Source organism: Oceanobacillus sp. FSL W7-1281 (assembly GCF_037969835.1).
In the GTDB taxonomy this organism is placed as follows: Bacteria; Bacillota; Bacilli; order Bacillales; family Amphibacillaceae; genus Oceanobacillus; species Oceanobacillus oncorhynchi.
In genome coordinates, this window is the sequence record NZ_CP150214.1 from 4,443,830 (window position 1) to 4,465,954 (window position 22,125).

The window sequence follows — 22,125 nt, forward strand, 5'->3', positions numbered from 1 at the left end:
AGTATATGTTTTCGGAAATACGAATAGGACAATCCTATTTTTGGAGTGATTACATTGAAGGCATGGTTAAAAAATCGGACCAGGACCGAATATATTACCGTCTGTCTATTACTAATCGGTTTTATCGCATCGATGATATTTATCAATAACAATTATGATTTATATGATAGAACGATTGTTCACATAACCGATGTTCAAGAAATAAATAGAGAAGATCAGCCAGATGAGCATGGCAATCAAGATGAAAAAGTCACCCAGCATATTGTTGGAGAAGTAAAAAATGGATCAAATAAAGGAGAAATAACTGAATTTGATAATGAATATGTGCAGTCCCTGGCATTGGACTATGAGTTATCTGCAGGCGATGAAATCTTTCTTGCTCAAGACGGGGAAGCAACAGGGGATATTAAACGGGATAAATATTTCGTGTTTGTCGCATGGATATTCCTGATCATATTATTAGCAGTCGGAAAGTCCAGAGGTGCTTTATCCGCGTTGAGTTTGTTTGTCAATGCAGCTATTTTATCATTTGCATTAGACATTTATATACAGCATCCCAGCATCAGTCTTTCTGTTATTACTGCAATCAGTATTATTATCTTCACCGTTCTCTCCTTATTGATGGCGACAGGATTTAACGAAAAAACCTATACAGCTATTCTAGCCACATTAATAGGGACAGTTATTTCATTAGTGATTGCTTATGCAGCACTGCATTTCACTGGCGAAGAAGGACTGCGTTATGAAGAAATGGCCTTTTTAACCAGGAACCCGGAAACCATATTTATGGCAGGGTTACTAATTGGTTCCTTAGGGGCTGTTATGGATGTTGCGATTACTTTATCTGCTTCCATGTTTGAAATGTATGAGAAAAATAACCGGATTGATTTAAAAACATTAAAAAAAGCAGGTTACGAAGTCGGGAAAGATATCATGGGCACCATGACCAACATTTTATTTTTTGCCTACGTCAGCGGGTCGATACCCATGCTGCTAATCTATTTTAAAAATGCAGCACCATTCGGCTTCACCATATCGATGAACCTTTCCCTTGAATTAACACGTGCTTTAGTCGGCGGAATTGGGATTGTATTGACCATTCCGATTGCCATCTATATTTCCATTTTCTTTATCCGGAGAAAGCAGGCGAAATTATGAATGTACTCGTATTACTGGCAATCATATTATTTGCATTAATGGCCTGGGTTGGCGGTATGAAGGGCGTACGATCTTTTATTGCCCTCTTTATTAATTTTATCATTGTGCTTATGGCTGTTTTTGTCATGAATGACCCGTCCGGAAATCCAATTATTATTGCGCTTATCGCATGCGGTTTTATCAGTGCAATCAGCTTGTTCTTCATCAACCGGGTAAATAATAAAACGATGCTTGCTTTCTTATCGACGATTGCAACAATGGTTATTTTAATCTTTTTCATTATTATTTTAACCGAACAATCCATGATCTATGGACTTGGGGAAGAAGAATCTGGAGAAATAACAGCTTTCAATGTGCATATTGGATTAAATTTTATTCAAATTGCTACAGCTGTGATTATTATGAGCACGATTGGGGCAATTGTAGATACTGCCATTTCAATCACCTCTCCGATGCGTGAAATCCACGACCAGAATCCGGAAATTTCCAGAAAGAATCTATTCTTAGCCGGCATTCGTATTGGCCGTGATATTCTAGGCACAAGCACAAACACGCTATTTTTCGCCTTTTTCGGAGGTTATATGGGGCTGCTCATCTGGTTTAAGGATTTAGACTACTCTCTTGGCCAAATTATAAATGCCAAAGTATTCAATGATGAAATGCTTGGAATCCTTATTTCGGGTCTTGGCATCGCTCTGGTTATTCCAATTGCTTCTCTGATGAGTGCGTATTATTTGAAGAAGCAGAAAAAGGACATCGCGTTGGATGAGCAGAAATAGGTAAAAGCAGCCATACGCTGTTTATGTTTAGAAATAAGCCCGAATGATTCCGCTTGGAATACATTCGGGTTTTTATCTATAATATAAAAACGTCTATCATGTCATTAAACTTAATGATTGTAAAATCCTTATGCCCCAGCCTATCAACTATGGCTATGTGCTCGTCTTTATAGTTGATGCTGTCTATATATCCTTTTATATGATGAACATGACAGTCCTGATAGCATTTCACTTCAATAAGCAAATTATCTTTATGAGCGATAATTAATTGAAAGCAATTCTGCTTCCATTGCCGCTCATTTAACATTGTTTTTTCTTTCGTATTCCTTTCTTCCTGTACACGAATATTCAAGCCCCGACGCTCCTTTTTACACACCCTATGGATAAAATATTTTCTATCTTAAAGCTGCGCACCTGTTTTTTATAGTAACAATAAGCAAGAATCCTTTTATCATCTATACCTACGACGCGAATAACACGCTGCGTTACATTGTTATGGCGGTCGATATAATAGATCATGATTTTTTCCTTTTTATCCAGAGAATGATGAAGTAATCCAATCATATTTATTCCCCCAAATAAGAACCTTTGTTCTGAACGTTTGTTCTTATTATATCAAAAAATAAGCAAGAGTAAACATGAAATAAATGGATGAATGTGTTTTAAAAGAAACAAAGGATAACCCGTTTAATTATTTGGGGTTTGGGACCAAAAATGGTGCTGATTAACATAATTAGCACGCCAGCCCCCTTGTATCAAGCTATATTTGACTTTTCTCATATTTCATATTAAAATGTATCCACAGTTACATAAGAACTCTTATTGAGAGTGGCGGAGGGACTGGCCCGATGAAGCCCGGCAACCTTTCTAGAACTCGTTCTAAAAAAGGTGCTAAATCCTGCAAAGTGCATAATGTGCTTTGGAAAATAAGAGAGGACGTTTCGTAAATGAACTTATTCAACCTCTCTAGAACAAAATAGAGAGGTTTTTTATGTAGCATTTAAACACATGTAAAAGGGGATATCTTACCATGCAAACAGTTACTGTAAAGGGGTCGCCCAGCCATTATCAAATCGGTGACGGTTCTCTGGAATATCTGGTAGAAAATCTGAATGACTTGCGGGTGAAGCGGATTGCTGTAGTTGCCGGGCGGACTGCTTGGGAAAAAGCAAAACCGTATCTTCCTTCCGCATTGCTGAACCAAATAGAGGAAAAAGATATACATACTGCAGATGGGCATTGTACCGTGGAACGAACTGACAGGCTCGCCGCGATTTATGAAGAACAGCAAATAGATGCTGTCATCGGCTTCGGCGGGGGAACTGCACTGGATATTGCCAAAGCAGCGGCTGCCAATGCGCAAATAAAAAGTATCTTAATCCCAACAATTGCCGCAACCTGCGCAGCTTGGACGCCATTAAGCGTCTTTTATCAGGAGGATGGTGCGCATTCTCATTATACAGAGTTTCCAGAGTCTAATACACTCGTAGTGGTCGAACCAGCAATTATTGCAGAAGCTCCTGTAAAATATTTAAAAGCAGGCATTGGCGATACGTTAGCTAAATTCTATGAAGCTCGCTCTCTAGTTGAAGCCTTCTACCCTGAAGGCACGCTTCCAGTCTGGCTGCAAATCTCTCAATTCGCCGCTCGTGCGTGCAAGGATATTTTGCTGGATGACAGTGAAGCAGCAATCCAAGCTTGTGAGAGCAACCAAGTCACTGATGCTCTTATTCGTGTTATCGAAGCAATTATCGCAACAGGCGGCATGGTTGGCGGCTTCGGCGGAAAAGCTGGACGAATTGCAGGTGCGCATTCCATTCATAATGGATTAACTGCCGCCCCGCAGATTGCCGATTCACTTCATGGTGAAATTGTATCCTATGGCATTTTAGCTCAGCTTGCCATCGAACAGGATAAAGCGGAGCTTACGAAGCTATTAGCTTACTATGATACATGGGGCTTCCCAACAAGATTAGCAGACTTCTCCATACATACGGATGATGAGGAACTGCTGGAAACCATAGCTAAAAAAGTCACACGGGAAGAAGAATCCATTCATTTGATGAAAGAAGAAATTAATGCAAATACCGTTATTGATGCATTTTTACAGCTTGAGAATATTACTAAATAAAAAAGAAAGTAGGAAAACCATTATGAAAAAGAAATATTTACTTCTTATTACAGCTTTATTAGTCACTTTCCTCGCTGCTTGCGGCGGAGATGAGGAAGAGAGCGGTTCAGATTTACTTGAAGATGGCGTATTGACAGTAGGTGTAACAGCCGGTCCACATGAAGAAATTGTTGAAAAAATAGCTGAAATTGCAGCAGAAGACGATTTAGAAATTGAAACAGTTGTTTTTAGTGATTATGTGATGCCGAACGTTTCACTGGATGAAGGTGAAATCGACATCAGCAGCTTTCAGACAGAGCCTTTTATGGACAGCATGGTGGAAGAAAGAGGCTTGGATATTGTGAAGGTAGCAGATACCGTTACTTTCCCGATGGGGGTTTACTCCGAATCAGTTGATTCTCTGGAGGACCTTCCTGATGGTGCAACATTAGGGCTCCCTGGCGATCCTACAAACAGTGGACGTGCTTTATTATTATTTGAACAAGCTGGTCTTATCACATTAGAAGAAGGCTTGGGTGTCAATGCAACCGTAAATGATGTAGTCGATAATCCGAAAGACCTTGAATTACTGGAATTAGATTCTGCACAAATTCCAAGACAGCTTGGAGAAGTAGATGCAGCAGCAATCAATTCAAACTTTGCAATCGAAGCAGGGCTTTCACCGAATGATGATTCGCTCTTTATCGAGCAGGATTCTACTTTCGTTAACCTAATTGCAGCTCGTACAGAAAACCAAGATGATGAAGTCGTTCAGCAATTTATTGATATTTACCATACAGACGAAGTGAAAGAATTTATTGAAGAAAACTTTGACGGCTCTGTTGTTCCAGGCTGGTAAATCTTTATTTTCAGGTAATATACCCAGACTACGATACTTAAAGGAGAAAACAGCATCATGAGAATACAGAAAAAGATATATGTACTTGCATTTATTGCTCTGTTAAGTCTGATACTTGCCGCCTGCGCCAGTGAACCAGATGACAATGCATCTTCTGACAGTAATACGACAGAGGGAGGATCGCAGGGCGGCGATTTAATTATTACTACGCCATCCGATGCTGTATCGCTTGACCCGGCAGCATCCAATGATACTCCGTCCAGTGACGTACAAAGAAATATCTTTGAAACGCTTGTTACCCAGGACGAGAATATGGAAAATCAGCCTCTGTTGGCGGAGGAGTGGGAACAAATTGATGATACAACATGGGAATTCAAGCTTCGTCAAGATGTGACCTTCCATGACGGCTCTGATTTTAATGCGGACGTTGTAAAAGCAAACATTGATCGTACGCTTGATCCAGAGATTGGTTCTCCACGGGCAATCATGTACAATATGATTTCCGAGGTAGAAGTTATTGACGATTATACGGTTCATTTTAAAACAGAATATCCTTTTGCAGCGTTACCGGCACACCTTGCTCATCCCGGCGGTGTGATGATTTCAAAAGACCAGATTGAAGAAGATTATGCCGCAATGGAAGATGGCGAAGAGGCAGGTACTGTTATCAGTGCAAACCCGCAAGGCACCGGCCCTTTCAAATACGAAGAATGGCAGCCGGGGCAGCAGGTACGCTTAGTTAACAATGAAGAGTATTGGGGCGAACCGGCACTGCTCGATTCCGTAACTTTTAAAGTAGTTACAGAAGATCTGACCCGTGTCGCAGAATTAGAGACTGGTGCTTCTCAAATCGCTAATTCCCTTAGTCCGTCAGATGTAGCTCAAATTGAAAATTCCGATCATTTATCAGTGCAGTCTCAGGACAGCCTGGCATTATCGTATTTAGGTTTTAACATGGACAAGGAACCGTTTGATGATGAACGTGTCCGTCAGGCAATTGCAAAAGCTATTAATAAAGAGGAAATTCTTTCCGGAATCTATGACGATGTCGGAATCCCTGCACACACACCGATTGCGCCAAGTGTATTCGGATATAGTGAGGATGTAGAGGATCACGAATATAATCTGGAAGAGGCCAAAGAATTACTTGCTGAAGCAGGCTATGAAAATGGTTTTTCTACCACGATTTGGACAAATGATGACCGTCAGCGCATCGATACAGCAACAACAATCCAAGCTCAGCTGAAGGAAATTGGTATCAATGCGGAAGTAAGAACAGTGGAATGGGGAACAATGCTGGAACAGACTGCCAACGGGGAACATGATATGTTTGTCTTTGGCTGGACCACTGTTACCGGTGATGCGGATAACGGCTTATACCCTTTATTCCATTCAGATAATTTAGGCGAACCGGGAAATCGCACCTTCACAGAAGATGAAGAACTCGACGATTTATTAGATCAAGCCCGACAGGAAAGCAATCCAGATGAACGATTAGCACTTTATCGCCAAACCCAGGAATTACTTGCTGAAATCACACCGATGGTTTATATCCATCACCAGCAATATTTATTAGGTGTCGATGACAGCGTAAAAGGGCTGACACAGTCTCCGACACAGCTGTTAAATTTAAAAGATGTTTCTATTGAAGAATAAAGAATCTCCCCTTGTCTATGATGGACAAGGGGAGTTTTTTATTACACCATCAGAACCACCGAATGCTGCTAACAAAGGATTACAGCAGTATTCAGCTTCGTATGTACAAACAATACAAAACAGCCTCCCTATCTTCAACAGAAGCTTCTATCTCTTCCGAGGTTAAAAATAGGATTGAAAAAAGGTTTTCTGTTTACATATCTAGAATTTGTTATCTGAGCATTTTTTTACTATGATTGAACTAAACATGTCTGAAGATTTTTATTTTAACAAGTGAAGGGAATGTACCCATTTTGATACTTTACCGTTTACCCATATTAATTCTGACGACTGGAATTGTTTATATATTTATTTCACCATCCGAGCCATTAGCATTTAGTATTTTCTTCAAAGTGATTCCAATGGTGCTGATTCTGATTTATGCTTTTGAAAAATCGCTTCCTAAACGAAAGCCCACACATTATTGGATTATTGGCGGTATCAGCTTATGCTTGATTGGGGACGCAACGCTGCAGTGGTTTTTCATCGGCTTGACCGCGTTTTTTATCGGGCATGTATTCTATATCATTGGATTTTTAAAAGAATGGCGTTTTTCTTTGCCAAGAAGTCTTTCTGCAGCCCCGCTTATTCTTTTTGCTGCTTGGATTGGTTATCAGCTTGTGAGTAATCTGCAAACAAACGGGGATACAGGTTTCATCTTTCCTGTCATTGCCTATATCGGAATTATCACGCTTATGGCGTTCACAGCAATCATGACAGGAAATCGCTGGGCTATTCTCGGCAGCCTTCTATTTATTATTTCTGACAGCGTTCTTGCGTGGAACATGTTTATAACCGGCTTTACAGGAGCTCATGAAGTCATTATGCTTACGTATTATGGTGCTCAATTTCTTATCGCCCACAGCTTGTTTACCATTGATTCGAGGCAAAAAGGAATGGCTTGGTAATCCTGATTTCCGTTCCCTGTAAATAAAGGAAAGCCCTCTTATGAAAACCATTTTTCAGTAAGAGGGCTTTCCTTATATAAGCGACGTTATCTCTGGATGCTTCTGCATGATACCTACATAATGAATCAAATCATCTGATAGCTTATTTAAGCGGTCAATGACGTTTTGATTCGAGATTACATAGTTTGTATAATCTTTTTCTTCAACAAATACATATTTCGGAATCACCCATGCGTGCATATAGTGAAGAATCGGCTTCAAATGCTGTTCTGGTACTAAATAATGCTTTGTTGTTCCTGCTGTTGCAATAATAGCAACCACTTTATTCCGAAATGCATCCATTGGCAGAAGGTCGAACAGATTTTTTAGTGTTCCCGGAATAGATGCTTGGAAAACCGGCATTCCAACCAAAATGCCATCTGCCTGCATGATTTTTTCTAATAAGATCTTCGTGTCGCCTGTATAATCTTTATAAGAACGTCCATCGCTAAAAACCATGTCATAATCCTTCAAATCTAACAGCTCTGCTTCTACCCCGGTATGTTCTTTTTCAATATATTTCAATGCATGGTCCACAGCGACCCTTGTTTTTGAGCCAATCGTGGAACCGGAAATTCCAACTATCTTCACGGAGCATCCTCCTATATGGTGGTCTTATTCTGTATTCAGAAGTTTAGATTTTAGATTCTCTCGTCCGTCTATTCATATATATGAATATGTATTTACGCTGTTTACTGCTCTGCAAAGACTCGCCTCTAAAGAAGCACGTTTCTGCATTTGGAGAACCTGTAAATACAGGAATGAGAATGTTTCTCAAAACAGTTATTACCTGTATTATACCTAGTTAACTAACAGAAATACAATAAGATGCTTATCCATTGAAACCTTCCTGAATTGCAGCGCTTCATTCGAGATGCCATTGATATTTCTTTAAATCGACGTATCCGCTGGAACTCACCAGGACGCCTTCTGCTTCCAGGCGTGTGCGCTGCTCCCAATTTCCCTCTTCGTTCGTAATAGCTAATTGCCCCTTTGCATTGATCACACGATGCCAGGGCAATTGATGCTTTTTACTCATGGAATGGAGCACGCGGACAACCTGTCTCGCGGCTCTCGAATTGCCAGCTTCTCTTGCTATTTGACCATACGTCATTACTTTTCCAGAGGGGATATTCCGTATTATTTTGATAACTTCTTCTGTAAAAGGGGTCATCCTTTATCATTCCTGTTCCACATTATTATTTCACGTATTTTCTCGGCACCCGTTTGCCAATTAAACAAACCGTTTCATAATGAATGGTCTGCATTTGCTCTGCGACAACATCTAAAGAAATATAGCCCTCACCCGGCTCGCCAAAAATGGTGACAATATCATTTTCATTAACGCCATCCACATCGGAAACATCCACCATGGTCTGATCCATACAAATGCGTCCGACAATCAGACATTCCTTGCCTCGGACAGTGACGTGTCCTTGATTGGATAAAAGACGTGAAAAACCATCGGCATAACCAATCGGCAGGGTCGCAACCTTTGTTTCTTGCGTTGTTGTATAGGTTCTGCCATAGCTGATAGATTGTCCAGCCGGAACATTTTTAATATAAACTGGCTTTGTTTTTAAGCTCATCACCTGTTTTAATGGGAGGATTTCCTTAAGATGCGGTTCAGGATAGAGCCCGTACAAGCTGACTCCGACGCGTACCATATCCAGATGCATTTCTGGATAGGCGAGGGTCCCCGCACTATTACAGCAATGCTTGATCGGAATCTGACAGCCTTTTGCTTCTACTGCCTGATATATTTTCTGGAAGCTTTCAAATTGCTGATACGTATAAGCACTGGATTCTCCATTGTCGGCTTCCGCAAAATGCGTAAAGATTCCTTCCAGTTCTATTTCTTCCCGTTCTAATGCGCGGCATAAATCCAAAGCTTCTTCTGCGGTACGGACACCGATACGAGTCATTCCGGTATCCACTTTGATATGGACTTTTGCTGTTTTCTGTAAGGTATCTGCAGCCTGACAGATGGCTTCGATTGTCTCTTCTGAATAGACAGTCAGCGTGACATCTTGTTCTACTGCCTTATGAACGGCATGAGCTGGCGTATAGCCCAATAATAATATCGGTGCAGTAATCCCTGCTTCTCTCAAAGACAGCGCTTCATCTAAGATTGCTACCCCAAGACAGTCCGCCCCATTTGCCAGCGCCTCTTCTGCAATTGGCACAGCTCCATGACCGTATCCATCTGCCTTCACCACCGCCATAAACCGCGCTCCTTCACGGATATGCTGTTTAAATTGTTGTACATTATACGCTAATGCTTGCAAGGACACTTCTGCCCAAGTATCACGAAAACTGGTTGTTATCATGTGATTCCCACCTTGTCTAACATCATCATTTTTATTTTTTTGGTCTATTTTTCAGATTAATACAATACATCATATCCATTTTATCACTTCCATTCTGTGTTGGATAGATATACTCAGCCTGCTTGACAGACACAATGAAAGCACGTTTATCTAAAAAGTGTGAGAGACGGCATTGAAATATCTTTCCCAATTGTCTTTATTTCTTTACACTAAATATAAATATACGTATGATTCCTATTGTCAGGGAAAACTACTTTATCGATGGAGGTTGAGAACATGAAACAAATCTTTCTGGCGCTGATTGGGACCATTTTATGTGCTCTGGCAACGACCATATTCGCCATGCCAAACCAAATTTCTGATGGAGGCATTCTAGGTATTGCACTTTTACTCTTTTATTCTCTCGGATGGTCTCCCGGGATTGTTACGATGGTTGCTTTTGTCTTATTACAACTCGTCAGTTTTAAATTTCTTCCTAAAAGCATCGTGATAAAAACAATGGTTAATGTCCCGCTTCTATCCTTGTTTATCTTTTTAACAGAAAATATCGTAACACAGCCTCTGGGCGATTCTCTGGTAGCTGCTATTTTTGCAGGCCTTACCATGGGGATTGGATTTGGTTTGATTATTCAAGCAGGCAGCTCTATTGGAGGTACTTCGACGATAGCTCGTCTGCTCGCACAGCGCTATGAATGGAATGTCGTACTAACCACCTTCATCATGGACGCCGTTATCGTATTAGCCGGAGTTTTCATTATTGGCCCGCTTTACACACTATACACCATTATTGCTTTATCCATAGGGAAGGTCGCCAGCGACTATGTGATTGGCGGTTTTGATTCTAAGAAAGCAGTCACCATTATTTCGCCTGAATTTAAAAAAATAGCTCATCAGATTAATACAGTCATGTCGTCTAGTGCGACATTTATCAATGGTTCTGGATCCTATACAGATCGCCAGCATTATATCCTTTATATTATCGTACCCAGTTATCGGCTCTTAACGCTTAAACGAATTATCAGGGAAATCGATTCCAGTTCATTTATCGTTGTCCATAATGTGAAAGATGTATCTGGCGGCACTTTCTTTGCTCCGACGACAGAAGATGAAGCAGCCTTTACCGGATTTGAAGAAGAAGCGATTATTCCTGAACCGGAGGAGGTTTCATCGGATAATACTGCCGATAAAACAGATGATTGATGATGTACCAGTAAAGAAGTGAGCTGCTTCTTAGAAAACAGCTCACTTCTTTATTGTTTCTTTAGAGGACTCTGAGTCAGTACGACGGACAACATTCCACTTGCTCCCAAATAATTGAATACTTTTTTCGACCTTTTTTATCACTTCATCTGCTCTTTCATATATAATTCCCCGCAAATCATGGACCTGCCTTATTAATTTTTCAAGCCATGCCTCCTGCTTGTCGAGCCTTTCATGAAGCACAGTCAGTTCTTCTTTTCTTCGGTTCTCTACCTCTTCCAGTTTATTTTCCTGTTTCTCCATTTTTTTCTTCACTGTTTCATTTACCTCAGCTATTTTTTCAAGCTTAGTATGAATGGATGCCTGGCTGGCTTTGAAGTCATCTTCCTTTTCTTTTGCACTTTCTTGAGCAGCAATAATTTGATTGAGCTGCTTGTTTTCCTTCTTTATATTTTCATCAAGTACATCTAATCGGTTGAATACCTTCTCTTGCATCTGCTGCTGATCTTTTTTATTTTTGTCCATTTCCTTCAATCGTTTCGCAATACGCTCCAATTGCTGATTTTTAGCAAAGGTATCCCGCTGCAGCTGCTGCAATACTTCCACAGATTCCCTCTGCATTTCCAGCTGCTTTTTCTCTCTCTCACTTGCATATTCATAAACAAACGTTTCTTGATTAGGCGAAGCTCCTTTTATATCTTCTGCATAAATGTGCTTCTCCTGGTTCAGATATACCATTAACATCACCTCTAAAATCAGCTTATGCACAAAGAAAAAAATAGGACGAATTTTGGTTATCTGCCTAATTGGATAGATGAAAAAAAACCTAAGCGGTATAGTCACTCAGGTTTTATTCTTTATTGCTATTTATATTTGGATAAAGATACCTCGCTCCGGGGAAGTCGAGCTGAGGTTTTGTGAGCAGGAGAAGCAACCCGAAGAAAGGATTTAGCAAAGCTTCGAGCTGTTCCGTTTGTTTCTCTAATTTCGATGGGTGGTACTATGTGTTCGAGCTTTAAACGCATCGATAAATTGTTCAGGTGAAGATTTTATAATGTAGGCATAAACTCCTTTAAGCGTGTGTAAATAGAGCATTCCCTTTGTCTGGTTCCCAGTAAGTCGATACGAGATATCCATTACATTTTCAATTGGAAATTCCCTGTACTTTGTAGCGATTTTGTCTTCATAAAGATACATATAACGTTGCTCTTCTGTATCCTTTTGCTCTAATGCACTTACTTGACGGACTACTTTTACATACGGTTGTTTGGCAATAAATTGCATTGTCTCCTCCGTTATTTCTGCTTAAAAGTGTGTGTCCAAAAGCACGGTAAAAATCACTTTTGAACATTTTTTATCAATCAGCTTTCCGCGACACGCAAATGATTCTTTCTCCATTGGAGCCATTGGCTTTCTCTCGTTTTACGCGGTAAAAACTGACGTATATCCTCTTCATGATATCCTACCTGCAAACGTTTGGCATCGACCATAATCGGACTGCGTAAAAGACGCGGGTATTCCTGAATAATTTCCAGCAGCTCCTGCAATGGCAATGCTTCAATATCAAGATCTAAATCTTTATAAATCTTAGAACGTGTGGAAATAATCTCATCTGTACCTTCCACCGTCATCCGAAGAATATTTTGTAATTCGTTTACGGTCAGAGGTTCTCTGATTACATTACGTTCTGTATACTCAATCCCGTTTTTCGTAAACCATTGTTTTGCTTTTCTTGTTGATGAACATGCTGCACCATAAATTGTAACTGTCATTAATCATACCCCATTTATATATAGTTTCTTTCTTCAAACCATCAGAAAAGTTCTATACTTGCCTGTCAGCACTTGATAACCCTTTGCTTAACAAATCCATTTCAATACGAAAATTATCTAGAGCTTCTTCACGAGAAAGATTCCTGGATAGCTGATCCACAATATTTCGAAATGTAACAGACGTTAAAATCTGCATAACATGGAAAAACTCTTGTTTACTTTCGATATTCAGCTTTTTAAAATCAACTAAATCTTTTACTTGATTCATTGCGTCTACTTCATTATGCTTTCCTAAGAATAACTCCGTAAATGAATCTTCCACTTCATGTGTCACATTCAATACGGCATTCTTTAAAAACTGCAAATGCTTCTCTTCGGACAATTCTATCAGTGTTACCCGAAAAACCTTATCCATGGAAGCCATCAAATCTCCATCTGTTTCGCGCAGCAGGCTTAAAAAATAAGCACGGCGTTTATCTGTATGAAGCTTTAATAAATAATAAAAAGCATCTTCTTTGCCATCAAAATATTGATAAAAACTTCCTCTTGAAACACCTGCAAGCTTTACAATATTCGCAATGGAGGCCTGCGATAACGGTGCTCTTGCAAATTCTTTTTCAACCGCTTGCAATAATTTTGCCCGTTTGGAATCGTTTAAATTAAAAAATGTTGATGTAGGCATATTCTTGCTCCTCCATAACCTATTGTGACACAATGTCATGTCCTATAATTCTATATTAAGTGACACGATGTCATAAGTCAATTATTTTTATGACATCGTGTCACTTTTTTTATGAAATGTGACGATTCTATGGCAGGCAAACGATTGCTTTTTCATTAGTGTACACTTTTCCTCCCTCTGCTAAACACCTTTAGTTAAAAATGCTTCTTTCCCAGCTTCATTTAACTGCCGACCTAATCATTGTATTCCCTCACTATGCTATTTCATAACCTTAAAAATTAAACAAGATAGGAAAATTTCTAAAAGTTATCAGCTTAAAAAATAAGAATGTTTATAAAGATAGCTGAAAATAGCCGCTCCGGAAAAACACTACGCTAGATAGGTTTTATTACTATCTGTATCAAAATTAATAAAATTCACTATCCGTCAAACAAAAGAACACCGTATAGAAGGGTATACCTTCCACACGATGCTTTCTTCATCAAACCATAATCTTACTCATATCATTCGTAAATGCCACTGGATCTTCAATCGGCAGCCCTTCAATCAATAACGCCTGATTGTAAAGCAGGTTGGTATATAACGCTAATTTATCCTGATCCTTCCCCTGTGCTGCTTCGAGTGCTTTAAAAATACTGTGATTCACATTGATTTCCAGCACTTTATCTGCCTGAATCTGCTGGTTATCCGGCATCGCATTAATAATTTTCTCCATTTCCAAGGAAATCTCGCCATCTGCAGAAAGCACGACTGGATGGGATTTCAGACGCTTGGAAGCTCGTACATCCTTCACTTTGTCACCGAGAACCTCTTTCATTGCTGTAAACAGCTCATTATGACTTTCTGTTTCTTCCTTCTCTTCCTCTTTCTCATCGGCTTCAATCCCTAGATCACCGCTGGAAACAGAACGGAATTCCTTCTCCTGATATTGCATCAGCATTTTAATCGCAAATTCATCCACTTCATCTGTGAAATAAAGAATTTCATAGCCTTTATCTGCAACAATTTCCGTTTGCGGAAGTTTTTCAATACGATCATTGGAATCTCCAGAAGCATAATAGATATATTTTTGGTCTTCCGGCATACGTGATACATATTCCTCTAGCGTTACCAGCTTTTTCTCTGTAGAAGAATAGAATAAAAGCAAGTCTTGCAGCTCTTCTTTATGCTGGCCGAAGTCACTGTACACGCCAAATTTGATTTGCTGACCGAATGCTTTAAAGAACGTTTCATATTTTTCACGTTCATCGCGAAGCAGGCTTAACAGCTGCTGTTTTATTTTCTTATGAATATTTTTCGCAATGATTTTCAGCTGACGGTCATGCTGAAGCATTTCCCTGGAAATATTTAAGGATAAATCTTCTGAGTCAACCATTCCTTTTACAAAGCTGAAGTAATCAGGCAGTAAATCTGCACATTTTTCCATAATCAATACACCATTTGAATAAAGCTCCAAGCCTTTTTCGTATTCTCTGGAGTAATAATTAAACGGCGTTTGCTCCGGAATAAATAGAATTGCATTATAACGGACCGCTCCATCTACATTGATATGAATATGGCGCAATGGCTGATCAAATCCGTACCGTTTCTCCTGATAGAAATTAGTGTAATCTTCATCTGTTAATTCGCTCTTATTTTTCTTCCAAATAGGAACCATTGTGTTCAGCGTCTGCTCTTCAATCACATCTTCATACTCATCTTCTGTTCCTTCTTTTAACTTGCTTTCCGTAACATCCATTTTAATTGGATAGCGGATAAAGTCCGAGTATTTCTTGACGATTTGTTTTAAAGTAGATTCTTCTAAAAATGTATCATAATTGTCTTCTTCTTCGTTATCTTTTATTTCAAGGATAATCTCTGTTCCAACTTCTTCGCGGTCAATTGGCGTAATCGTATAGCCGTCTGACCCCTGTGAAACCCATTGATATCCTTCTTGACTGTCAATCGATTTTGTTAATACGGTCACTTTATCCGCAACCATAAACGCTGCATAAAAGCCGACACCGAATTGACCAATAATATCATGGCCGTCTTTAATTTCATTTTCCGATTTAAACGTATGTGACCCACTTTTAGCAATCACACCGAGGTTATCTTCCAGCTCTTCCTTTGTCATTCCAATTCCCGTATCTACTACAGTCAACGTACGCTTTTCTTTATTAGGAATCAGTTTGATATAATAATTGCTTTGATCGAATGTTAAAGCATCATCCGTTAATGCTTTATAATAAATTTTGTCAATGGCGTCACTTGCGTTGGAGATTAATTCACGCAAGAAAATCTCCCGTTGTGAATAAATGGAGTGGATGACCATATCTAATAGTTTCTGTGATTCTGCTTTAAACTCATGCTTTGCCATAATGCTCTCTCCTTTTTCTGTTTTTAGCACTCTCTCTCACAGAGTGCTAAACCTCTATTACATGAATACCATATTCTATTTTAACTGTCAATATTAGTCGCATATAGCCTAAACAACATGTATAATAGAAAATATATAGAAGAGGAGGGGTCTCGATGCTTCATGAATGGTTAAAAGATTCCAAACACACCGTCGTTTTCACTGGCGCAGGAATGTCTACAGAGAGTGGGCTGCCTGACTTTCGTTCCACAAACCGGGGACTTTGGAGAAAGAAAGACCCAAGCAAAATCGCAAGTGTAGATGCTTTAAATCATCACGTAGAGGATTTTATCGAATTTTATCGGGAGCGCGTTCTCGGCGTCAAAGAAGTTGGTCCGCATAAAGGACATCACATTCTTGTCGATTGGGAAAAGAATGGACTGATCCAATCGATTATTACCCAAAATGTGGACGGTTTTCATCAGGCTGCAGGCAGCAGACACGTTCATGAGCTTCATGGAACCCTGCAAGAGCTGCATTGCCAAAGCTGCGGGAAAATCTACGACAGTTCTGCTTATTTAAACGAAGACTATCACTGTTCTTGCGGCGGAATACTCAGACCTTCTATTGTATTATTTGGGGAAATGCTCCCTGAGGATGCCTTTTCTGCTGCGTTTGAGCATGCAAAGAAAGCCGATTTATTTATCGTGCTAGGTTCCTCTCTATCGGTTACACCAGCCAACCAATTCCCGGAAATCGCTAAACAAAATGGCGCCAAACTTGTCATTGTCAATCAGGAAAAAACACCATTAGACGAGTTTGCAGATGAAGTTGTTTTTGACCGGAAGATTGGAGCTTATTTAGAAGAAACGGATCAATTATTATAAAACAGATAAAAGGCAAGGAGGCGCTGCACGCTTCCTTGCCTTTCTTGATGGATTAAAATAAATATGGCGGCAAATGTTTTAAGCGGGGCGAGTAACCGCAGCCCCAAAATTTCGGTCTTAGGCCATCCATTTAGGCGGTGTATTCTTATTCCAATAAATATCCCCGATATGATAATGCTTTTGGAATCCATCCTCACTTAAATGGTAATGAAAATTAAAATAATACCCTTCCAATGGCCGGTTTTCCCGGCGGACATGAAACTTTGCCAATGTTTTGCTGGTGCTGTTATTGGAAACATTGAAAATCCGCTCTCCATAGCCGTCTGAAGGTTTTTCGGTAATCGCTATATCCTTGTATATGTCAGAATGCTCGACAAGATCAGACAGCACCAATTCCATCTGTGGTAAAATCATAGCAGAAAATTCATCCTCGACCTTCCCCGCAATCCTCGTTCCAAATTTTTCGATACTCAATTTTTTCGCCTCTTCATGAAGGTGGCCAAGAAAAGCTTCCCTTGGATCTTCTACATTGTATGATTGGGTGGTTTCCTCGATAACAGATGTTGTTTCGAGATCTGATGAAGAAGACACACTGCTGTCATCCCGCTTATTGGCGTCGACTTCCAAAAGATTTGTTGGCGTATAGATACCCAATGTTAAAATTGTTATAAATACGACTGCTATTTTTCTCCACCAGAGCTTCATCTGCTTCACCCATCTTCCGTATCCGTTTTCTTTATTTTACCATGAATCCACTTCTTGTCTATCCAACCATTTTACTTTTTTGAATATTGGAAGAAAATAATTTGTTATACGGAACATTCTGTTTATACATTATTTTACAACTTAAGAAATCATATAGGGTCGTTTTACCTTATACCGGCCAGCCTTCACGCTTATATGCCATATCCCAAAACATATATTCATAGCGGCTCGTATTCAGAAAAATAGCTTCTAAATGATCCAGTTCTGCTTCTGTACAGCCTTCCGCAAGCTCATCTAATTTTTCAATCAGCCACTTGCCGATGGAACCAAATTCATCCGAGCTGTACATTTTCACCCATTCCCCATACTGTTCATGCTCCAGTGCACCCGACTTTTTTGCCAGCTCCAGACCAATTTCATAATAACTCCAGGCACACGGCAGAATCGCTGCAATCAATGCTGCTAAAGAACCTTTCTGTGCCTCTGCAAGCATATTACTGCTGTAGGCAAGCGTTACAGGCCCTGGAACCGTAGATTCTAGTTCCTCTCTGGAAATACCGAGACGCTCGGCATATTGGCGATGAAGCTCCATTTCAAAATTCAGGGTTTCATCCAGCGATTTAGCAAAGCCAGACATGGTATCTAAATCTTTTGCAAGCACCGTTCCCATCGCGATTACTTTTGAGTACTCTATCAAATACTTGTAATCCTGACACATGTAGAATTTAAATGACTCTATATCGAGTGTACCGTTACCAATTCCCTGCACAAATGGATGCTGGTGGCTTTTCTCCCAAATTGAATCTGCTGACTTTCGAATACGTTCTGTAAATTTCATGTTCTATACACTCCTTTTTCTATCTTGGTTAGGCGAGAGGTCTCCCACCTCAAATTTCTGTAGAAATTAAGTGGCGGGAGTATTCATCATTTTTTAGTAACTGCCTTATTCCTGTTTTTCTGTTTGACACCATTTCAAAATAAATCGCAGCAGGGACACTGTATAATCTACTAACTCGTCGATGTTTACCTGCTCATCCACGGCATGGGCGTGCTTCAATTCACCAGGTCCATAGCAGACAACAGGAATCCCGTATGCTGCAAGCCAGCCGCCATCAGTTACTGTTTCCGACATTCGGACTTTCGCTTCCTCGCCAAAAGCTTTGCTATGACTCTCCTGTAACATCGCAAAAGCAGCATGTTCTTTATATACGGAGAAAGACGGGAAAATTTCACCGCGGTCTACAATCATCGATTCGCCTCCCCATTCAAAGGCGGGTGGATTATCCCGCATCCAGACATCCGCTTCAGCCGTCTTTCGTAAATGGGACTCAATTTCTGCAGCAACCTGCTCAGCAGTCTCATCGGGATAATAATGAACGGTAATCCACAGGCGGCATTCATCAGCAATAAAAGCAGCATGTCTGCCTCCTTCAATCACTGCCGGGTTGATGGTATTGGTTCCTGGGGGAAAGCCTGGATAGGATTTGGTCACTGCCCAATGTCGCTCCAGCTCCTGCAACGCAGTAAGGAGCTTATTCATCTTTTCAATGGCGCTGGCCCCATTCATCCCGCCGCCTGCATGAATGAGCTGGCGACGTGTCCCATCATGGTGCGTGGACGGACTTTTCACTGTAATCCAGCCGGTAACAACGCCTCCTTGCCCATGTATTTCGCAATGACTTGTATCTGCAACAATGGCATAATCTGCTGTATACCCGCGTTCTCCGCATTGCTTCGTTCCTGCTTCCCCAACCTCTTCACCAATGACGGACTGCAGAATAACGTCCCCGCCAAGGCGAATCTGGTGGTCATGCAATATACGCATCGCAAATAAACACGCTGCCAGACCGCCCTTCATATCTGCTGCACCCCGCCCAAATAATGTACGTCCTTCCACTGCTGGCTGAAATGGTGCATGCTTCCAGTTTTCACCTTCCTCTATAGAAGCGACATCCACATGCCCATTAAGAATCAAGCTGTTGTATGTATCGGAAGCAGTTCCACGCAAACAGCCGACGACATTCGGGTCACCGGGATAAACCTCCCATTGTTCTGTTTCAAAATTCATTTCCTTCAAGTAGTTCGCAATATAAGCTTGGATAGCCTCTGTATTTCTTGCAGGCGGGGCTGGTGTTTCAAAACGAATCAAATCGCTGACAAGCGCTATTAATTCGTCTTCTCGATTTCGAATCTCCTGAATTAATCCATCCATTCAAAAACCTCCTTTCAAAGCACGCAAAAAAGCCGCCTCCTGATATAGAAAGCGGCAGAATAATTTGGTTCATTTACCTAAAGGCATATCCGCCCACTTCCCTCCGCTAGTACGAACTAGATCAGGTTGGTAAGGGTCAAGGCAATATACCTCTCTCAGCTTAATAAGCACCCCTAGTGGATCCATTGCGTATGTATTTATCCCTTTTAGATTACCATACAGTTTTGTAAGCGTAAAGCAGAATTTAAGGAAGGATGATTCTACAGTCCATTGTCATTTTCCTTTATAATTTTCACACAGGAAAAATAATCCTGTCGCAAATACTTTTTAATCTTAAAATGCTACAATGCATTTTGGAACCCCGCAAGATAAGGATGGGACACATGGAACGATTTAAAAAAATAGGTGCGTATGCAATTGAGATTTTTATTTTCTGCGTCTTAGTTACAGGCATAGTCGATGAATCAAAGAATCTGTATCAGCTGTTACAAGATAATGGCGGACACGAAAAGGAAGTTACTGTTGTTGGTAAAACGGTATCCAGTGATTTATTCGGTAAATTGAAATACTATGCTGTTTTAGAAGAGGGAGCTCTATCGCAGCTGACCCGAAATTCATCTAATCAAGAAATTTCCTTAATTAGCAAATCAGAATTTGAACAGCTTGATGCCGGAGACACGATTATGACGAATGATTCTGATATGACAGAAGACGATAAGAAATCAAAGATAATAGAGCATCTTATTGTCATCGTCGTCTTTAGTATCTATCCTTTCGGTTTCATTGCTTATAATATCGAACATATACCACTGCTAAAAAAATTAGAGGATAAAGCAGCTTCACTGTTTCTCTTTTCTCTATTGGGAATCGTTTGCTTGGTATTTTTAATGGCATATGTCTTTATGGGAAAATCTATCGTTAGTATTGTGCAGTCCCATAGCGGAGACCAAATAGAAACTGAAGCCTATATTTCGGATAGGGAATATGACTATAATGCTGGCCGCTATAGCACAAGTTCATACTATTTGCATTTATCTTTCTACGCAGAAGACATAAACAAGGAGGTTATGGTTTCCAAAGAAGTATCTTCTCGTATATTTTCGCAGACTAACCATAACATTGATGTTCAATATCTTGAAGGCCATCCTTATAAAGCGCACATATCGAGGACTAAATTCCGAGATTTTATCGGCCCCAGCTTTATTATTTATAGCTGCATTCTCATCGTTACGGCTTTATAAATATATGTAGCTGTTTTAATGCGAAGAAAGAAAAAAACAGGCTCTTTTTATAAAAAAAAGGATTTCTCCAATAAATAACGAATACATAAGATATACCATTTTCAGAGAGGAGTATTTCTTATGCTTATGCAGCCGGCAAAATTATCTCCAGGGGATAAGGCAGCGACTGTCAGCCTCTCCTGGGGCGGAGCAGGCGAGCCCTCCTTAAGCTGGCGCTACCAGCAGGGTGTGGAACGCTTAGAGAGCGTGTTTGGGCTTGAAGTCGTTCCAATGCCTAACAGCTTAAAAGGACAAACTTATATAGATGAACATCCCGAGGCACGGGCCGAAGATTTAATGACTGCATTCAAAGACCCTGAAATCAAAGCGATTATCTCTAATATTGGCGGTGATGACAGTATTCGTCTGCTTCCCTATATCGATTTTGAGATTATCCGTCAAAATCCAAAGATTTTCATGGGATTTTCTGATACGACGATTGCTCATTTATTCTGCTTCCATGCTGGTTTATCCTCCTTCTACGGACCAGCAATCATGACAGATTTTGCAGAAAATGTGGCGATGGATGATTATACGGTGCAAGCCATTCAAAGCATGCTTTTTGAAGCAGAAGCGGTCGGCGGCATCCCTGCACCGGAAAAGTGGACAAGTGAATTTTTAGAGTGGGATATTTCCAATAAGTCTATTGCCAGAACAATGCACCCTAATCAGGGTTACGAACTGCTGCAAGGAAACGGTATCGCAAAAGGGAACCTCATCGGCGGCTGTATCGAAGTGCTTGAATTTGCTAAAGGAACAGCCATTTGGCCGCAGCAGGAAGCATGGCAAAACAGCATTCTCTTTTTTGAAACATCAGAGGAAAAAACGGAACCGGAATTAATTAAAAGATGGCTTCGAAATTATGCCGCTCAGGGGATTCTACACCAAGCGAATGGAATGATTGTTGCCAAGCCTTATGGGGAAGTACATTACGAGGCGTACAAGGAGGTTATTCTATCTGTTTTAGCAGAAAACAGGCTGAATGACCTCCCAGTGTTATATGGTGTTTCTTTTGGACATACCGAACCAAAAACGCCCATTCCATATGGAAGATTAGCACGAATTGATTGTAATCAGGTATCCTTTTCAATTTTGGAAGCAGCTGTGACAGATTAAATCCGGCTGCTTTTCTTTGCCAAAAATAAAAGGAGACATATTGCGTCTCCCTTCC

The 22,125-nt window shown here is 40.3% G+C and carries 23 protein-coding genes and 2 riboswitches; of the genes, 10 read left to right on the forward strand and 13 right to left on the reverse strand.

Going from position 1 to position 22,125, the window contains the following annotated elements:
* The first annotated feature begins 54 nt into the window (after nt 1–54).
* Together MKX55_RS21500 and MKX55_RS21505 are read left to right on the forward strand one after the other, a co-directional pair.
* Nucleotides 55–1,158, forward strand: coding sequence for a YibE/F family protein (locus MKX55_RS21500; RefSeq protein ID WP_339180658.1), 1,104 nt, complete (start codon nt 55–57; stop codon nt 1,156–1,158).
* Nucleotides 1,155–1,937, forward strand: coding sequence for a YibE/F family protein (locus MKX55_RS21505; RefSeq protein WP_339180661.1), 783 nt, complete (start codon nt 1,155–1,157; stop codon nt 1,935–1,937). The genes MKX55_RS21500 and MKX55_RS21505 overlap by 4 nt, the downstream gene beginning before the upstream one ends.
* Nucleotides 1,938–2,013: 76 nt before the next feature.
* On the opposite strand, the gene MKX55_RS21510 is transcribed toward MKX55_RS21505, so the two are convergent.
* Nucleotides 2,014–2,289, reverse strand: coding sequence for a YolD-like family protein (locus MKX55_RS21510; RefSeq protein WP_339234827.1), 276 nt, complete (start codon nt 2,287–2,289; stop codon nt 2,014–2,016).
* Nucleotides 2,286–2,501: a hypothetical protein gene (locus MKX55_RS21515; RefSeq protein WP_042529178.1), complete on the reverse strand. Its 216-nt coding sequence runs from the start codon at nt 2,499–2,501 to the stop codon at nt 2,286–2,288. Before MKX55_RS21515 ends, MKX55_RS21510 begins: the two co-directional genes overlap by 4 nt.
* 252 nt (nt 2,502–2,753) lie before the next feature.
* A riboswitch (SAM riboswitch) is annotated at nt 2,754–2,870 on the forward strand.
* A 97-nt stretch (nt 2,871–2,967) separates the two neighbouring features.
* Between MKX55_RS21515 and MKX55_RS21520 the strand changes: the two genes are divergently transcribed.
* The 4 genes from MKX55_RS21520 (at nt 2,968) to MKX55_RS21535 (ending at nt 7,509) form a co-directional block, all read left to right on the forward strand.
* Nucleotides 2,968–4,068 (forward strand): iron-containing alcohol dehydrogenase family protein, encoded by a 1,101-nt coding sequence (locus MKX55_RS21520; RefSeq protein ID WP_339180666.1) that lies wholly within the window; start codon nt 2,968–2,970, stop codon nt 4,066–4,068.
* Nucleotides 4,069–4,090: 22 nt separating this feature from the next.
* The gene (locus tag MKX55_RS21525; protein ID WP_339234830.1) at nt 4,091–4,906 is read left to right on the forward strand and encodes a MetQ/NlpA family ABC transporter substrate-binding protein; all 816 of its coding nucleotides are present in this window, start codon (nt 4,091–4,093) and stop codon (nt 4,904–4,906) included.
* 57 nt (nt 4,907–4,963) lie between these two features.
* Nucleotides 4,964–6,562, forward strand: coding sequence for a glutathione ABC transporter substrate-binding protein (locus MKX55_RS21530; RefSeq protein WP_339234833.1), 1,599 nt, complete (start codon nt 4,964–4,966; stop codon nt 6,560–6,562).
* Nucleotides 6,563–6,855: 293 nt separating this feature from the next.
* A complete protein-coding gene (locus MKX55_RS21535) occupies nt 6,856–7,509 on the forward strand; it encodes a lysoplasmalogenase (protein ID WP_339234835.1) in 654 nt (217 codons plus the stop codon).
* A 72-nt stretch (nt 7,510–7,581) separates the two neighbouring features.
* Here MKX55_RS21535 and MKX55_RS21540 read toward each other — a convergent pair whose 3' ends face one another.
* From MKX55_RS21540 to alr, 3 genes are all read right to left on the reverse strand, one after another.
* Complete coding sequence (locus MKX55_RS21540) at nt 7,582–8,139, reverse strand: NADPH-dependent FMN reductase (protein ID WP_339234837.1); 558 nt, start codon at nt 8,137–8,139, stop codon at nt 7,582–7,584.
* Nucleotides 8,140–8,413: 274 nt separating this feature from the next.
* On the reverse strand, nt 8,414–8,722 hold the full coding sequence (locus MKX55_RS21545) for an MGMT family protein (protein WP_339234840.1): 309 nt from the start codon (nt 8,720–8,722) through the stop codon (nt 8,414–8,416).
* A 25-nt stretch (nt 8,723–8,747) separates the two neighbouring features.
* Nucleotides 8,748–9,878 (reverse strand): alanine racemase, encoded by a 1,131-nt coding sequence (alr, locus tag MKX55_RS21550; protein ID WP_339234843.1) that lies wholly within the window; start codon nt 9,876–9,878, stop codon nt 8,748–8,750.
* A 276-nt stretch (nt 9,879–10,154) separates the two neighbouring features.
* On the opposite strand from alr, the gene MKX55_RS21555 reads away from it, so the two are divergent.
* The gene (locus MKX55_RS21555) at nt 10,155–11,078 is read left to right on the forward strand and encodes a YitT family protein (protein WP_339234846.1); all 924 of its coding nucleotides are present in this window, start codon (nt 10,155–10,157) and stop codon (nt 11,076–11,078) included.
* A 42-nt stretch (nt 11,079–11,120) separates the two neighbouring features.
* Here MKX55_RS21555 and MKX55_RS21560 read toward each other — a convergent pair whose 3' ends face one another.
* The 5 genes from MKX55_RS21560 to htpG all read right to left on the reverse strand — a co-directional run bounded on the left by MKX55_RS21560 (nt 11,121) and on the right by htpG (nt 15,891).
* Entirely contained in the window at nt 11,121–11,816 is a 696-nt protein-coding gene (locus tag MKX55_RS21560; RefSeq protein WP_339234848.1) for a hypothetical protein, read from the reverse strand.
* A gap of 243 nt (nt 11,817–12,059) precedes the next feature.
* Nucleotides 12,060–12,362, reverse strand: coding sequence for a hypothetical protein (locus MKX55_RS21565; protein ID WP_256705270.1), 303 nt, complete (start codon nt 12,360–12,362; stop codon nt 12,060–12,062).
* A 77-nt stretch (nt 12,363–12,439) separates the two neighbouring features.
* Nucleotides 12,440–12,850: a Spx/MgsR family RNA polymerase-binding regulatory protein gene (locus MKX55_RS21570; protein WP_147211757.1), complete on the reverse strand. Its 411-nt coding sequence runs from the start codon at nt 12,848–12,850 to the stop codon at nt 12,440–12,442.
* Between the two features lie 52 nt (nt 12,851–12,902).
* A complete protein-coding gene (locus tag MKX55_RS21575) occupies nt 12,903–13,532 on the reverse strand; it encodes a TetR/AcrR family transcriptional regulator (RefSeq protein WP_193064498.1) in 630 nt (209 codons plus the stop codon).
* A gap of 481 nt (nt 13,533–14,013) precedes the next feature.
* Complete coding sequence (htpG, locus tag MKX55_RS21580) at nt 14,014–15,891, reverse strand: molecular chaperone HtpG (RefSeq protein ID WP_339180687.1); 1,878 nt, start codon at nt 15,889–15,891, stop codon at nt 14,014–14,016.
* A 155-nt stretch (nt 15,892–16,046) separates the two neighbouring features.
* On the opposite strand from htpG, the gene MKX55_RS21585 reads away from it, so the two are divergent.
* The gene (locus MKX55_RS21585) at nt 16,047–16,757 is read left to right on the forward strand and encodes an NAD-dependent protein deacylase (protein ID WP_339234851.1); all 711 of its coding nucleotides are present in this window, start codon (nt 16,047–16,049) and stop codon (nt 16,755–16,757) included.
* A 117-nt stretch (nt 16,758–16,874) separates the two neighbouring features.
* On the opposite strand, the gene MKX55_RS21590 is transcribed toward MKX55_RS21585, so the two are convergent.
* From MKX55_RS21590 to MKX55_RS21600, 3 genes are all read right to left on the reverse strand, one after another.
* Nucleotides 16,875–17,462: a YpjP family protein gene (locus MKX55_RS21590; RefSeq protein WP_042529152.1), complete on the reverse strand. Its 588-nt coding sequence runs from the start codon at nt 17,460–17,462 to the stop codon at nt 16,875–16,877.
* A 169-nt stretch (nt 17,463–17,631) separates the two neighbouring features.
* Nucleotides 17,632–18,300: a thiaminase II gene (gene tenA, locus MKX55_RS21595; RefSeq protein ID WP_339180693.1), complete on the reverse strand. Its 669-nt coding sequence runs from the start codon at nt 18,298–18,300 to the stop codon at nt 17,632–17,634.
* Nucleotides 18,301–18,405: 105 nt separating this feature from the next.
* The gene (locus tag MKX55_RS21600; RefSeq protein WP_339234854.1) at nt 18,406–19,674 is read right to left on the reverse strand and encodes an acetylornithine deacetylase; all 1,269 of its coding nucleotides are present in this window, start codon (nt 19,672–19,674) and stop codon (nt 18,406–18,408) included.
* An 81-nt stretch (nt 19,675–19,755) separates the two neighbouring features.
* A riboswitch (TPP riboswitch) is annotated at nt 19,756–19,859 on the reverse strand.
* Between the two features lie 198 nt (nt 19,860–20,057).
* On the opposite strand from MKX55_RS21600, the gene MKX55_RS21605 reads away from it, so the two are divergent.
* Nucleotides 20,058–20,915 (forward strand): hypothetical protein, encoded by an 858-nt coding sequence (locus MKX55_RS21605; protein ID WP_339234857.1) that lies wholly within the window; start codon nt 20,058–20,060, stop codon nt 20,913–20,915.
* A 120-nt stretch (nt 20,916–21,035) separates the two neighbouring features.
* Nucleotides 21,036–22,070, forward strand: coding sequence for a S66 peptidase family protein (locus MKX55_RS21610; RefSeq protein WP_339234859.1), 1,035 nt, complete (start codon nt 21,036–21,038; stop codon nt 22,068–22,070).
* Nucleotides 22,071–22,125: the final 55 nt, after the last annotated feature.